The sequence below is a fragment of the Litoribacter ruber genome (genome assembly GCF_018500185.1).
Lineage (GTDB): Bacteria > Bacteroidota > Bacteroidia > Cytophagales > Cyclobacteriaceae > Litoribacter > Litoribacter ruber.
In genome coordinates this window covers 1-14825 of sequence record NZ_JAHBGI010000024.1, presented here as the reverse complement: position 1 = coordinate 14825, position 14825 = coordinate 1, and the positions used below count along the sequence as shown (strand labels likewise).

Below are 14825 nucleotides of genomic sequence, written 5' to 3'. Positions count from 1 at the left end.
CTTGGCAACTATGAGGTGAGCAATGAGAACGGAACGCTGACGGTTACCAAGGCCTTAACCTCAATTTTCCTAGTTAACTCGATAGCTAATTGTGATGGTGGTGAAGTAACCCTTACCGCTACTGTAAGTTCAAGCGCTCAATTTGAAGTCAATAATACAGGCGGCAAAATCACCTTCAAAAACAATGGTAATTCAATAGGTACGTTCAACGAATCTTCTGTTACAAATGGAGTTTTCTCTGGTAAATTGGATATAAGCTTGGCTCTTGGAGCACTCTATGATATAACTGCTGAATTTGTTCCGAATTCAAGTAACCTGTCAGGTTCGCAAACTTCGGCTCCAGCACAATTGACAATTCTGCAGGCATTCATCAATTCAAATGTTGCAGCCAACTCAAATGGCAATGTGGTCATATTTGATGGGGCAGCAAGTTCCTTAGGATTGCCTTCTAGCACTGTATTGACAGCAACATACAAGCCTTCCGGATATCCTGAGGTAAGCTACAAATGGTATTCAAGAAATGTTGAAGGCAACTTCTCCTTAATATCAGGTGAAACAAAATCAACTTTCAAAGTGGTAGCAAATGGTGACTTTACTAAAGAATACATGGTTGAGCTAATTGTAGATGGAAAATGTGTAGGAAATACAATTTTCTCCAAAATTGTTTCAGTCGAAGCTTCCTGCGGAAATGGTAACGGCAATCAGACGAAAGTGCAGGTTTGTCATGTAACTCCGAATGGCAAGCGAAACACAATTTGTGTAAGTGCTAATGCTGTGGACGCATTGTTAACCAATAGTCCAGGTTCATTTATCGGTAGCTGCAACATTTCCTACAGAGAAGGTGAAGAGCCTGGTTTCGAAGATACAAACGAACTACTCGCTGATTTGGTGAATGTTACTTGGAAGACCTCTTTCGAGGAACTGCAGACTACTTTGAACAAAATCGGCGGTGAACTTATGAAGGGTGATAACGCACAATTCAAATGGTTCAGCAATGGCTACGATCCAATTGTAGCAGGATTCTATGAGATCAACGGTGAGGTGGTAAGTGCCAATGCAAGAAATATCGGCTCCATTATTATCCCGATTCTTGTAGAAGACAAATCCCTACCAACCAATATCCTCTTGAGCAGCCAAGTGATCGCCAAAGGCATAACTGCTGGGACTTCAATTGCGGATCTGAGTACTGTGGATGAGGCTGATGATGTGCATGAATATGGGCTGGACAGCAGCTTATTGGACAACAGCTTCTTCAGCATCGTAAACGGCAGACTGACCTGGAACAGTACAGAGCATGCAAACAGCAAACCTAGCTACCAGGTAGCCATCCAAACCACCGATAGGGTAGGAAATATGATCAGCAGAAACTTTACGCTTTACCCTGAGAATTCAGGTCTCGCTGAAATTGAAATATTCAATACCTTCACTCCTGATAATGATGGGGTAAATGACACTTGGGGTATAAAAGAGCTTATCGGAGTGAAAGATGTTAGAATTATAATCTTTGACAGAGCAGGTAACCAGGTATTCCAAACCAATGATCCAAGTGTCTACTGGGATGGAAAACAACAAGGTCGAAATCTGCCTGTTGGTGCCTACTTCTATGTGGTGGAATATGGTCGAAACGGAGATGTAAGACGTGGTACACTCAATTTGTTGAGAAAGTAAAGTTAGAACGGGCAGGTAGGTTAGCCTATCTGCCTGTTTATTTTTAGATTTTAATTCAGAAAGTGATGAAGAGTATTTTTAAATATGTTCTGGTGTTGATAATTGGACTTTTTGCTCAAGAGGCTAAAAGCCAATCCAGGAAATACATCAGCCAATTCAGTTTTTTCCAGAGTTATTATAACCCTGGATTGACAGGGTATGAAGGTAGTGCAATACGTGGATTTGTCAGGAATCAATGGGGCGGTTTCCAAGGAGCACCTAAAACAATGTTTTTTAGCGGGGAATTTGATTTTGCAGAAATGGCAGGTAATTCTCATCCAAGTCTAACCGGGCGTAATGCAGCCAGTATCAACCTGCTTTTTGACCGTTATGGGGCCTTTAATGAAACTGAGCTAATAACGGGGTATGCCACAAGAATTCGGATTTCTGAAAGCCATAATGTGCGGCTTGGTGCTGGGATTAACTATATGAATGTAAGGTTAGATGGCACCGCCTTGAATACGGAGCAACAAAGTGATCAGACCCTTCAAGGTTATATTGGAAGTTTTGCCGATATGCAAATCTTGGACTTCAACATCGGCATAGCGCTAACTCACGAAAACTATTATTTCTCTTATGGGATGCACAATGTTAACCGAGGTAGATTATCAAAAGGTGACAACTTCATGGATGGAAAACCGGTTTCCTACATTGTGCAAGTTGGTGGCAGAGGATTGGTTTCTGAAAATCTAGCCATAATTGGAAATGCTTTCTATCGAGAACAAGTTAGGCATCCTTCCAATTTGGAAGTAAATGCAAAAGCACTCTTTATGAATAGATTATGGTTAGGAGGGGGGCATAGGCTGAATTATGCCAATAATTTTCAAGCAGGGTTTGTGATGCAGAATCTACAGCTAGGGTATATTTATGAATTGCCAGTTCAAAGAAGTTTGATCATGGGAGGAACCATCCATGAGTTTATGGTTATTTTAAAGCTATTTAAAGAAGATGATAGGTTTAGAGGCCGGAATCAAATTGCAATTTGGTAGTTGCTATATGAGTTTTATTTGTTTAAATCCTCTTAAATTTGGCTAACCATATAAGGTTAGCCAAATTTATTTTACCTGAATTTTTATTTTTGGGAGTTTTTAAAAGAAATATTGCCGCATGAATTTTATAAGTAATACTATGAAACTTAAAAAGCTATTTAGACTACACATTATTTTTGGAATTGTACTATTAAGTAGTGCCTGCGCCAAAAATCCAGTGACCGGCAAAAGGGATTTTGTGCTAATTTCAGAAAGTCGTGAAATCGCCATGGGAAGGGAGTATGATCCGCAGATTGTCCAGTCCTATGGGCTTTACGAGCATGATAAAATTCAGGCTTTCATTGATGAAAAAGGGCAGGAAATGGCTGCCATATCCCATAGAAGCAATTTGGAGTATGAGTTCAAGATTTTGGATTCACCGATTTTGAATGCCTTTGCCGTTCCTGGAGGTTATGTTTACTTCACCCGTGGGATCATGGCCCACTTTAATAATGAGGCGGAATTTGCAGGCGTACTGGGACATGAGATTGGTCATATCACGGCGAGACATTCCGTAAGGCAACAGTCAAAAGGTATTCTAGCCCAAGTTGGGATTTTGGCCGGGTTGATTGCAAAGCCTGAACTGGCACAGTTTCTAGATCCCGCCAGCCAGGCGTTGGGCATCTTGTTTTTGAAATATGGAAGGGATGCAGAAAGGGAATCGGATGAACTTGGAGTAATTTATTCCACCCAAGTGGGCTATGATGCTCGTGAAATGGCAGGTTTTTTCCGAACCTTGGAAAGACAGCAGGTCAGTTCTGGGGCTTCCCCCTTGCCGGACTTTCTTTCCTCCCATCCTTCGCCTGCAGATAGAAACAAGAGGGTAGGGCAGCTGGCGCAAGAGTGGCAGCAAAAGGAAGGGCTACAGGACCCCAAGGTAAACCGTGAGTCTTATTTGAAAATGATAGAAGGGATGGTTTATGGGGAAGATCCGCGCCAGGGATTTTTGGAGGACCGTGTATTTTATCACCCAGATCTTCGATTCCGATTTGATACACCCTCAGGCTGGAATTATCAAAACACGCCGAGCCAAGTACAGTTGGCTCCCAAGGAGGGGAATGCCGTGATGCTTTTGACGCTGGCATCAGGGGAAAGTACACAGGGGGCCGCCAATAAAGCAGTGGAACAATTTCAATTGGTGGAAACCCAAATTGAGAACAAAAAGATAAACGGGCTGGATGCCACAATCGTGGAAGGAGTCCAAAAGCAAGAGAGTAACCAAATCCGAGTTCGGCTGGCTATTATTTCCCATGGTGGCAAGCTTTATAGCTTACTCGGCGCCGCAGGCCAACAGGATTTTGGAGGTTATAGGACTGCCATTGAGCAAAGCATCAACAGTTTTGCGGATTTGAAGGACCAGGAAAAATTGGATAGAAAACCTTTGAGGATTGCTTTGGAAAGGACTAATAAAGCAATTAGCCTCAGAGAATTTTTGACAGCTAATGGGGTGAAGCCAGAGGATATGGATCGAATGGGGATATTGAACGGTATGGACTTGGATCAAGAAATTCCATCTGGAACCCTAATCAAGCTAACAAAATAATCGGATAATTTAGGCTTTCTTAAATTTCAAGGTAGAAAATGCGTCCGATAGGTGCTAATTGGAATAATTTCATACAAATGCATTTCATTGTAAAAATTTTGATTTAGATATATCAAAATCTTCGGAAGATGAATTTTTTTTGCTATTTTAATAGTCCTTTTCAAGGAATGTGTGTCCAGATTATTTAAACGAATTATTAAGTGGAAGGATTTGCACCATATTATCTGATTTTTGCGACCCTCATTTGGGGATTGGTGGGCTTTTACATTCTATATGTTGGTAAGAGGATCTATTTTCCAAAAGCTTTTAAAAGAGGGAAGCCCAAAAGTGCCGATAATGAGTATTTTACTGATTTGAAGCAGATTTCCTTGAAAAATAAATATGGCAGGAAAATCCACTCTATTATGGCTGCCAATCTTTCCAACCCTAATTTCTCAGCTGATCACTTGGCAAGGGAACTTAGGTGCAGCTTAGGTGAGCTCCATTCCATCGTCACAAAGCTGATGCATCAAACTCCGGAAGAGTACATCGTATCAAGCCGAATGAAAAAGGCCGCTTTTTTGCTGAAATACAACTTTGGAAACGTAGATGAAATTTCAAGACAGGTTGGTTATAGGGACCATCAACACTTTGCCATAAATTTTAAGAAATACTTTGGCCTTCCGCCCCGGGAATATTTGAAGTTTTACAAGGATTCAGGCCGTGATCTCATTGAGGCCTAGATTTTTGAGTAGAGATTCGAAAGGGCACTGAACGGTGCCCTTTTTTTATTCAGTTTGAGTTGGATTATTTCCTTCTTATTTCTTAAATAGTGAAGATTCCTTTTTAAAAAGTAAAACTTGTGTGCAAAATTTCAGGTTATATAACTATTACGTGACAGTTTATTGTAAAATTTATCTTATCTTTATGGGACTAAACCGCAAACATACCATATACAATTCCTATGAGTAAAATTTTGATAATAGATGATGAGTTATCTACCTGTAACCTTTTGGATAAATTTTTGACGAAAAAAGGGTATGACGTAAGTATTTCAACACAAGGCAAGCAAGCCATAAGCCAACTAAAAGAAGAAAAATTCGACCTGGTAATCTGTGATTACAGGCTTGGAGACATGGACGGGTCTCAGGTTTTTGAGGAAATTAAAATTATTGCTCCTGAAACTGTGGTAGTCTTTATCACAGGATATGTAAACCTTCGGGTGGCTGTAGACTTAATCAAGGGAGGAGCTTATCACTACTTGGCCAAGCCCTTAAATCCAGACGAACTGATTTCTGTGATCGAACACGGTCTTTCCCAAGGAAATGATGGGAAAGGGAATAGTGAAATTTCCAAGCAGGTCCCCAAATCCACAACAATGATGGACTATGTTTATGGGGAAAGTGAGGCTTCAAAGAAAATGATCCAGCATGTGAAACTTGTTGGTCCGACTAATTACACGGTAATTATTGAAGGAGAAACCGGGACTGGTAAGGAAAGTCTTGCCAGGTTAATCCATATGGAAAGTTCCAGGCGAGATAAGCCTTTTATGGCGATCGATTGCGGAAGCCTTTCTAAGGAAATTGCCGCCAGTGAACTTTTTGGCCATGAAAAAGGAGCATTCACAGGAGCCACTTGTGCCAAGACAGGGGTATTTGAAATGGCTGAAGGAGGAACGGTTTTCTTGGATGAGATAGCCAACCTCTCTTTGGATATTCAGATGGCCTTACTTCGGGCCTTGCAGGAAAAGGTGATAAGAAGAGTGGGCAGTCTAAAGGAAATCCCTGTAGATGTGAGGATTATAGTAGCCACAAATGAGGATCTTTTCAATAAGTCTGGCGGGGCTTTGTTTAGGGAAGATTTATATTATAGATTAAATGAATTTACCTTAAGGGTACCACCATTGCGGGAAAGAACCAAAGACCTGCCCATTTTCATTGATTACTTTTTAGAAAAAACCAGTCAGGAATTGAATAAGGAAAAACCTGTGCTTTCAGACGAGGTTTATCAGTATTTCAAACGGTACAATTGGCCAGGGAATGTGAGAGAGCTCCGCAACCTGATTAGGAGAGCCTGTCTATTAAGCAGTTCAAACCATGTGATCGAAAAGGACACACTTCCTCTTCATTTCCTTCAAGCTATGCAGGAAAAAGAAAATGCCACAGATAATTATCTGAGTCAAATTCATGAAGACGCCATGGAGCCTGATTTGAAATCCACCGCCAAGATAGCGGAGAGCAAAAGAATAATGGAGGTGCTTAAGGAAGTACATTACAATAAAACCAAGGCAGCCGAAATTTTGAATATTAATAGGAAGACGCTTTATAGTAAACTTAGGATGCTTAATATAGAATATTAAGGTGACGTAAAAATAACAGTGGAGGCGCAGAAAGAGCAGAGTTACATACTTTACTTTTTCTGCGCCTTCACTGTTTTATTAGCCATTGTTCTTACAAAGTTGTTAATGGAGTGAAACAAAAAAAGCCTTCAATCGAAGGCCTTTTTTGTGTAATATGCTGCCCAGCAAAAAATGTAGGTAAAAAAATCTCAATCCCAATTCGCCGATTAAAGGGCAATGTTTTTTATAGCGAATTAAAAATCATTTTAAAAGTATCCGATCAGGTTCCCAGCTTCCTTTTCAGATATGTAATTATAAACCAAAACCATTCCAAATCATAGAGTCGGTAAGCATTTTTTTAAAAAATTTTAAGATACCCATGTAATCTACTGTTTGATAATAATTTAAAGTTAAAAAATTGATTTATTTCAGGAATTAGTTGATTGATGTTGGCTTCCGTTTGATAACTGATAATTTCTATAATATTTAAGAAGACAAACATAGGATATTAATACTTTGGAATGGTTTTGGTGTTAATATTCAAATAAAAAATTGTTTTAAACTATGGAAAATTCAAGCCAACCTTTTAATGCCAGAGAAACCATGTCTAATGACCTATCAAACACCACCAAGAAGAAAAGGCAAAGGATCATTAGGAAATCGGAAGTTACTGTACACCAATGGACTTTCAGTACAGAAAATAGATAGCTATGTCGGACCAACAGTCAAAGCCAGCACAATCTCAGTCCTCCCAGCCTGGAAAGGAGCATGAGATGCATCCGGAACCGAAAGTCGAAAGAAGCAATGCGATAGGTCCTAAGTTAAAAGGGAAAGTAGCTTTAATCACTGGTGGAGACAGCGGGATAGGCAGAGCCGTGGCCGTAGCTTTTGCACAACACGGCGCTAATGTGGTCATTTCGTATCTAGATGAAGATAAAGATGCGCTGGAAACCCGTAAAATGGTGGAAGACCAGGGGCAAAAAGCTTTAATTATCAAAGGAGATGTGCGTAGTGCAGTTCACTGTAAGGAATTAATCGATAAGGCCATTGGTAAATTTGGCCAACTTGATATAGTTGTCAATAATGCCGCTAAACAGTTTCCAAAGGAGAATTTCGAAGATATTAGCGAGAGTCAACTTGCAGAAACTTTTGAGACCAATATCTTTTCGTTTTTCTACATTTCTAAAGCTGCCCTCCCTCATTTGAAAAAGGGAAGCTCTATAATCAACACTTCCTCCGTGACTGCATATAGAGGCAGCGATCATCTGATTGATTATGCCTCTACAAAAGGAGCGATTGTTTCCTTCACCAGATCCTTGGCCAAAAATCTGGCTTCTAAAGGCATCAGAGTAAACGGAGTCGCTCCTGGCCCAATCTGGACTCCTTTAATTCCTGCCACATTTTCTAAGGAGCATGTGGATGAGTTTGGTACAGATGTCCCATTGGGAAGGCCAGGCGAGCCTGTTGAAGTTGCCCCTAGTTATGTGTTTCTTGCCTCGGAAGATTCCAGTTATATGACTGGGCAGTTTCTGCATCCCAATGGAGGCGAGATCATCAATACGTAAGCATTTATACCACCAACAACTAAATAGCAAAATCATGAACAATCTTAATTTCAATATCCCCATTTCCACATTTATTCCATTTCATTTTGGTTCTAACAATGATGATGACCGGAAGGAGTCCCCTGAAAACCGTCCTCAAAGAGACGAGCATAAAAAAGATGAAGCAATTGAGGAATTTGTGGATCCTGATCCGAATGCAAAACCTGGTAAAAAGGACAAACCCGAAAAGGATGACAAAATGGGCCGAAGTAAAGAAGCTGAGGAAGGGCCTTCTGATGAAAGAGATCGCTACAAGAATGATTGACCCATGAGAAATGAAGGAAAAGTCCAAGATCTTAACCTTAACCGAATTCTTGGCAAATACCCATCTTCACCCATCAAGGGGCCAACTTTATTGGTAAGCGCTGGAGTTCATGGAAATGAACCAAGTGGGGTATTGGCTTTAAAGAGGGTATTTAAAAAATTAGAGCAGGAAAAGCCACAGTTCAAAGGCCAAATAATTGGTGTAAGTGGAAATTTAGAGGCCTTAAAGAACCAAGTGCGATTAGTGGACCGTGATTTAAACAGGGTGTGTACTCCTGATAATGCCTCTAAGATTGAAATGGTTGAGGAGCTGAGTTTTCATGAAGCCAAGGAATTCAAAGAGCTTTTGAAAGTTATTCAAGAAATTGAGGAAAACCCCAATTCCACTAGGCTTTTCTTCATGGATCTGCATACGACTTCCTCACCAACGGTACCTTATATAAGTGTCAACAAAGGGGAGGAAAGTTATGGTTTTGCCATGAAGTTTCCTTTGCCTGTTGCTAAGGGTATTGAAAAATATATTCCTGGTCATTTCGACCATTATTTGACTTTGCTTGGTCATGTAGGATTCACCGTAGAGGCCGGTCAGCATGAGGCACCAGAATCTGTGGATTACCATGAGGCCATGGTGATAGTGGGGTTGGTAAATTCCGGACTGGTTGAAAAATCGGATATTAGGGATTATGATCATTATTACAATAGACTGAAAGAAACCTTTGGAGGAGAGGAGGGATACAAAGTTGTCTACCGGCACCACATAGATGAGGGGGATCTATTCAAAATGGAACCAGGTTATTCAAATTTTAAGGAAGTCAAAAAAGGAGAATTGCTCGCTCATTCAAACAATGAGCAGGTATTTGCGCCCATGGATGGAAGAATATTTTTACCGCTCTACCAAAGTCAAGGTAGCGATGGGTTTTTCATAGTACAGTAAAAAAATAAGGCCGGATGGATTTCCGGCCTTATTCTTAGACGTCCAGTGTTGCCAAATAGGAGTTGGGCAATTTTCCATCATAATATTTCTGATATTCGATTTTCTTTTCGATGGCGTCTATAATCTTTGCGGCAAACTTTTCTTTTTCCAGTTTCTCAATACTCACGATGCCTCCGGGACTATCAAGGTTTAATTCCATGATTTTGTCTCCTACGATATCAATTCCGGCCATAAACATTCCATCTCTTTTTAGTTTTGGACCTACGATATTACAGAGCCTGCGGATCTCATCTGTGATTTGTGCCTTTTGGGGTACACCTCCCGCATGGATGTTGCTTCTTATATCATCCGCTTTATTGACACGGTGCATAGCTGCCGACTTCCCTTTTATTTCAAGAATCTTACCATTGAGCATAATCACCCGGATGTCGCCATCCTTTGCGGCGGGTAAATATTCTTGGGCAATCACATATCCATACCGGTTAATAGATTCCACAATTTGGTTCAAATTGGTGGAATTGTCCATGAGAAACACATCTTTTCCTCCGGAGCCCTGAAGTGGTTTTAAGATTATTTTTTCACCTTGTTCCTTATAAAATTCTTTAATATCATCAGCATTTCTGGAAATCAAAGTTCGGGGTCTAACTTCCTCGGGAAAATGCTGAAAATACATTTTATTGAAGGCAGTCATTAAGCTGTAGGGGTCATTGAGAACAAGAACCCCTTTCTCTAGTGCAATTTGGCCAAAAATCATTCCGGCAGTTTGGGCCCAGGCTCTGTCTCCGATGTCTTCACATGGATTATTGCGCAAAAAAATCACGTCGAGCTCTTCAGAAGATATGTGGACTCTTTCCTTCGCATCAGCTTGGATATTTTTCAAGAAATTTTCCATACTTCTGCTTTTGCCATTTTTTACTTTAACTGCAAATGCCCCCATATGACCATTAGCCATGTAATTTAGATCGCCGACACCCATAATATAAACATCATGCCCTTTGTGAACAGCCGCCGAAAGCAATAAAGTGGTGTCATACCAGGCCTCTTCAGTTGAAATATCATTTACTACTACTCCAATTTTCATGTTAGTGGTTTAAAGTGGTTAATTTTTATTTGATCATGTCGATTAGGGAGAGGCCTTCCTTGACTTTCTCCAATCTTTCCAAAGATTTCTCATTGAGCAGAAACCTGGGTGTCATTGGCGCTGGTTTTAAAATATCCCGCATTCTCAATTCCTCCATTAATGGAATATGCTTCAGGGCTATTTTTCCGATAAATAGCGGTTCAAGTTCACCTCCTTCCTTGAGGTAATCTATTAATTTGATAAGTCCCCTGAGATAAATGATGTCCTTGGTACAGCCGCCCCCCTGATGGATCCTGGCCGTCACCTGAAAAGCTGATTCGCGGTCCAAATTATAATGTTCGGTAAGCTCCAAAAAAGTTTCCTCAAAAGTGGACCCTTCCGTAAGACAATGGCCAGCCACTACTCTGGCAGCCAGCAACCGCAACCTATCACCGGTGAGGCCGCCTACCAGATACTCTGCCAGCACGGCAATTCCCTCCTGTAATTCTTCATAATCAGCAAATCCGATGCTCAACTGTTTGAAAGGCTGGGCAAGTCCATTATAAAAGGTCAAAACATGGGTTCCAATTTCATGGTGAACCAAGGCCTCAACTCTTTCTTCGGGCACTTTAAAGCTTTTACCAATATAGAGCTGCCCTTTGGAAACGAGCATCCCTACGATATCGTTTTTTACCTCTACTTTGGCGTCGAGTTTTGGATATTCCTTTTGATAATATTTCACCTCCTCGCGGCACCTTTCAGCCAGCTCCTCAGCTTCCACCCAACGGGAATTACTGAAATCCTCCGGGGGAATTTCTTTTAATAAATAGCGGGCAGTCTCATAAAGGTCTTTATCTACGGAGCTGTAAAGGCGTATACTGCTAAACATGAAATTGGATGTTCCCCTTTCTTTGAGCATGGTTATCTGCTTTTCAAGTTCCTCCCTTTTGTCAGAAAACAAGAATGCCAACGTAGGATCCTCAATGCTTCGGATATTGATTTTAAACAATTCTTCCTTCAGCTGATCAGGATCAATGGGCAATAGCCTGTAGAGAAATTTGGGGTTAATTCTGAAGTTATGGTCAATGAACTCAGCTTTGGCCTCCATGGTATTGATAGGAGAGATCAAAAGCAGGAACTGAAAATTTTCCTGAATTTTGAATAATTGCTTGTCCACATCCCAAACCGAGGGGCTTATCGTGGTGCTTCCCAATACCTGATAATTGCGAATATCAAATGTAGTCTGCACACGGATAAATTCATAGATGGATTTACGCAGGATTTTAGAAAATTGGCTTTTAAAATCCCTAAAAACCATATAATAGAACTCATCCTTTTCTTCATCTTTGAAGAATGGAGGGATTTCCAAACCGACCAGGTAAGCACCTACCTCTTGACATTGATCCAAAGTTAGGATTGGATCCAAATTGTCCGGATGTCTGTGCGGTGTATATTCAATTTCAGTTTTCAGTTCATGCTGGTGGGAGCAGAAGTCCACCAGTCCCTCGTAGAGCGTTTCTACAGTGGCAGGAGCTTTTTCTTTGGAGGTTTTTATTTTAAAGGTATTGCACTCAGGGCTCCCAATCCAAATTTCAATGATCATTACTGCCCGGTATTCTTCCGACAGGGTTTTGGATATTAATTTTATTATGTCGGCTATTTTACCATTGGCTGTCTGCTCAATATTGGTAATGATATAGGATGATTCGCCCAATACTAGCCGTAATATTTTCTTATTGTCTGGTTCAGGATTTCTATAGACCAAAAGGAAAGGCAGGCGTCTCTCTATTTTTACTTTTCCGAATTGTTCCAGATTTAAATTGAGTGATTTGCCTGTCTTTAAGGCCTTTTGAATTGACTCTTTGGTTTTTTCATTCATAATTTATGGCCATTTGATAAATTGGAACCAGTTGGCAGGAGACTTTAATTCTTAAGTTGTGGTTATTTTGTAACACTTTTGTTGAAAAGTGTCACTTCATTAACCCTCCCGATCCCTTTTCTTTTTGGCGGCTCTGTAAACGAAAAAGAAGATGATAATTACAATAGGCAATACGATATAAAGGATAATATCAAAGGTTGAATCTACTTCCAAGGGCCCCGTATCTGTGGGGATGTCCCGAGGGACTTGGGCATTTATTGCCAATGAGAACATAAATGCTGCAATTAATAAGACTTGGGTTTTGATTTTGGAAAGAAGCGTTAGGCTATTTTTCATTTGTATACGTTTTTTAAGTGTTAAAATGAATAAAACAATTAAAATAGGTGATTAATGATTGTTGTTTTCAAAAGTACATAATAATACAAAATTATAATGCCTAACATACATCAAATGTTTAACCAATTTGAAAAATCATCTTTTAACTATAAAAAATTATAAAAATAAACTTATGGCATAGGATTTGGGTACTTGGTAACCTGAAGATCAAAATTGATCAATTGAAAAACTAACCACTTAATGCCATGAAAAAGTTATTGTATTTAGCAGGAATTCCAATAGCCCTTATGATGGGGGCTTGCGACAATTCTCCCAATACCGGTGACAGAACCAACGATGCGGATGGCAGAGCTGTTTTAGAGGATACCTCTAGAAGAACAGATGTAGACCATAACCGAACAAACTTGGACAGAGAGCCTAATAGGGGAGGGGAAACAACTCCAGGGACTCACCGTGAAATGGATAGACAAGATGTAGACAGAGCCAATGTGCCTCAGAATATCCAGAGTAGGGTAGATAATGATGCCAACCTTCAAAACAGGGAGATGACAAGAACCCAAAGATATACTAGGGATGGTATCACGTATTATGAAATGACCTTTAGAGACCAAGGCGGTCAAGAAAGTACCGTAACATATGATCAGGACGGTAACAGAACTGATCAGTAATTGTTAAAATAGAAAATTTTCAATTTAATTAATAACCATAAACCACAATTTATCATGAAAAAGTTAATGTTAATTTGCGCTTTAGGAACATTCGGTTTTGCATCTGTAAATGCTGCTACTGTTCCAGTATTGAATTCAACTGAAATCTATCAGGAAACCACTAGAGTAGCTCCTGAAAATCTACCGCAACCTGTAAAGGATGCCATTGATAATGATATGGAAGATAAGGACGCAAGAATTGTATCTGCTAATCAGAGAACCAAAGATGGTCAAATGATGTATGAAGTTACCTTCCAAAAAGAAGATAAAACTTGGACTAAAAAATATGATGCACAAGGAAATAAAGTAGATGACGATAAGTAATCAATTTCCTTCATTATAACAACTAAAAAGTGCCAGACCCCTGTGTCTGGCATTTTTTTCTTCCACTAAACCGCAGAACCAATGGATCACAATCATGACAAAAGGGTTTCTGAAAAGAAATCTGATCGAAAAAACTTGCTTGTGGGCATGTTTAAAAATAGAGACGATGCCGAATTGGCCTTTGATGATCTTAATCAATTGGGCTATACAAATGAGGAAATCAATCTTCTGATGTCAGAAGAAACCAGAACCAGGTATTATAACAATAAAGACAAATCAAAATATGACACCGAATTGGGGAATAAAGCCGCAGAAGGAGCGGGCACTGGCTCCCTTGTGGGTGGGGCTTTGGGCGCTATTGCAGGTGCGGTGGCTGCCATAGGGACTACCTTGCTCATTCCGGGGATCGGAGTGGTGATAGCTGGGCCTATAGTCGCTGGACTGGCGGGAGCAGGCGCTGGAAGTATTGCAGGCGGCTTGATTGGAGCGCTTGTGGGATTAGGGATTCCGGAGGATAAGGCCACACTGTATGAAAAGGGTATCAAAGAGGGGAATATTGTAATTGGCGTATATCCTCGAAATGATGAGGAAAGAAAAATCATCGTTAATAAATGGAAAAATCGTAATGTTTTAGACATTCACTAAACATTTTTCCTTCAAATTGATTCTATTATGAATGGTATAATAATTGCGACTTTTTGATTAGTAATTTACTACCATTTCTAAAATCAGATGTATAATCTCTTTTATCTATTACTTTAACCAATTAATAAACTATGAGCGCAGGAAAAGTATTGTTAGGAATAGCCGCTGGTGTGGCGGTAGGTATACAGATTGGAATTCTTATTGCCCCAGAAGAAGGCAAAAAGACCAGAAAGAAACTATCCAAGAAAGGAGAAGACTATCTTGATGATTTGAGTTCCCGATTTAACCATATAATCGATGACATCAATAGTCAAGTTTCTCGTGTAAATAAAGATATCAAAGAGTTAGCCGATAAAGGCAAATCATTGTCCGAGGATCTAGCCAAGGAAGCTAAAAAAAAAGGGAGTGAATTGAATAATGATGCCAAATCGGCATTAGGGAGTATTTCATAAACTGTGTAAGTCCGATTTTAGGACT

General features: G+C 40.1%; 16 protein-coding genes. 13 read left to right on the top strand and 3 right to left on the bottom strand.

What is annotated here, in order from left to right:
- The 9 genes from KIH41_RS17520 to KIH41_RS17480 form a co-directional block, all read left to right on the top strand.
- Nucleotides 1-1668 (top strand): T9SS type B sorting domain-containing protein (locus KIH41_RS17520; protein ID WP_214163268.1); only part of this gene is annotated, 1668 nt, incomplete at its 5' end.
- Nucleotides 1669-1733: 65 nt separating this feature from the next.
- Entirely contained in the window at nt 1734-2696 is a 963-nt protein-coding gene (locus tag KIH41_RS17515) for a PorP/SprF family type IX secretion system membrane protein (protein ID WP_214163267.1), read from the top strand.
- 139 nt (nt 2697-2835) lie between these two features.
- Nucleotides 2836-4278, top strand: a complete 1443-nt coding sequence (locus tag KIH41_RS17510; RefSeq protein ID WP_213946317.1) for a M48 family metalloprotease — start codon at nt 2836-2838, stop codon at nt 4276-4278.
- 200 nt (nt 4279-4478) lie between these two features.
- Nucleotides 4479-5000 carry a helix-turn-helix transcriptional regulator gene (locus KIH41_RS18285; protein WP_214163266.1) on the top strand — a complete coding sequence of 174 codons (522 nt, stop codon included), beginning with the start codon at nt 4479-4481 and terminating at the stop codon, nt 4998-5000.
- Between the two features lie 221 nt (nt 5001-5221).
- The gene (locus tag KIH41_RS17500; protein WP_214163265.1) at nt 5222-6616 is read left to right on the top strand and encodes a sigma-54-dependent transcriptional regulator; all 1395 of its coding nucleotides are present in this window, start codon (nt 5222-5224) and stop codon (nt 6614-6616) included.
- 543 nt (nt 6617-7159) lie between these two features.
- The gene (locus KIH41_RS17495) at nt 7160-7303 is read left to right on the top strand and encodes a hypothetical protein (protein WP_213946314.1); all 144 of its coding nucleotides are present in this window, start codon (nt 7160-7162) and stop codon (nt 7301-7303) included.
- Nucleotides 7304-7305: 2 nt separating this feature from the next.
- Nucleotides 7306-8160, top strand: coding sequence for an SDR family oxidoreductase (locus tag KIH41_RS17490; protein ID WP_214163264.1), 855 nt, complete (start codon nt 7306-7308; stop codon nt 8158-8160).
- Nucleotides 8161-8194: 34 nt separating this feature from the next.
- Nucleotides 8195-8464 carry a hypothetical protein gene (locus tag KIH41_RS17485; protein ID WP_213946312.1) on the top strand — a complete coding sequence of 90 codons (270 nt, stop codon included), beginning with the start codon at nt 8195-8197 and terminating at the stop codon, nt 8462-8464.
- Between the two features lie 3 nt (nt 8465-8467).
- Entirely contained in the window at nt 8468-9397 is a 930-nt protein-coding gene (locus KIH41_RS17480) for a succinylglutamate desuccinylase/aspartoacylase family protein (protein ID WP_214163263.1), read from the top strand.
- Between the two features lie 34 nt (nt 9398-9431).
- On the opposite strand, the gene KIH41_RS17475 is transcribed toward KIH41_RS17480, so the two are convergent.
- The 3 genes from KIH41_RS17475 to KIH41_RS17465 form a co-directional block, all read right to left on the bottom strand.
- Nucleotides 9432-10478, bottom strand: coding sequence for a glutathione synthetase (locus tag KIH41_RS17475; RefSeq protein WP_213946310.1), 1047 nt, complete (start codon nt 10476-10478; stop codon nt 9432-9434).
- A 25-nt stretch (nt 10479-10503) separates the two neighbouring features.
- On the bottom strand, nt 10504-12336 hold the full coding sequence (locus KIH41_RS17470) for a flavohemoglobin expression-modulating QEGLA motif protein (RefSeq protein WP_214163262.1): 1833 nt from the start codon (nt 12334-12336) through the stop codon (nt 10504-10506).
- A 99-nt stretch (nt 12337-12435) separates the two neighbouring features.
- Complete coding sequence (locus KIH41_RS17465; protein ID WP_213946308.1) at nt 12436-12672, bottom strand: hypothetical protein; 237 nt, start codon at nt 12670-12672, stop codon at nt 12436-12438.
- Nucleotides 12673-12917: 245 nt separating this feature from the next.
- Here KIH41_RS17465 and KIH41_RS17460 point away from each other — a divergent pair, with 245 nt between their 5' ends.
- The 4 genes from KIH41_RS17460 (at nt 12918) to KIH41_RS17445 (ending at nt 14800) form a co-directional block, all read left to right on the top strand.
- Nucleotides 12918-13340 (top strand): hypothetical protein, encoded by a 423-nt coding sequence (locus KIH41_RS17460; protein WP_213946307.1) that lies wholly within the window; start codon nt 12918-12920, stop codon nt 13338-13340.
- Between the two features lie 54 nt (nt 13341-13394).
- Complete coding sequence (locus tag KIH41_RS17455; RefSeq protein WP_214163261.1) at nt 13395-13703, top strand: hypothetical protein; 309 nt, start codon at nt 13395-13397, stop codon at nt 13701-13703.
- Nucleotides 13704-13784: 81 nt separating this feature from the next.
- On the top strand, nt 13785-14348 hold the full coding sequence (locus KIH41_RS17450; RefSeq protein WP_214163260.1) for a hypothetical protein: 564 nt from the start codon (nt 13785-13787) through the stop codon (nt 14346-14348).
- Between the two features lie 131 nt (nt 14349-14479).
- A complete protein-coding gene (locus KIH41_RS17445; protein WP_214163259.1) occupies nt 14480-14800 on the top strand; it encodes a YtxH domain-containing protein in 321 nt (106 codons plus the stop codon).
- Nucleotides 14801-14825: the final 25 nt, after the last annotated feature.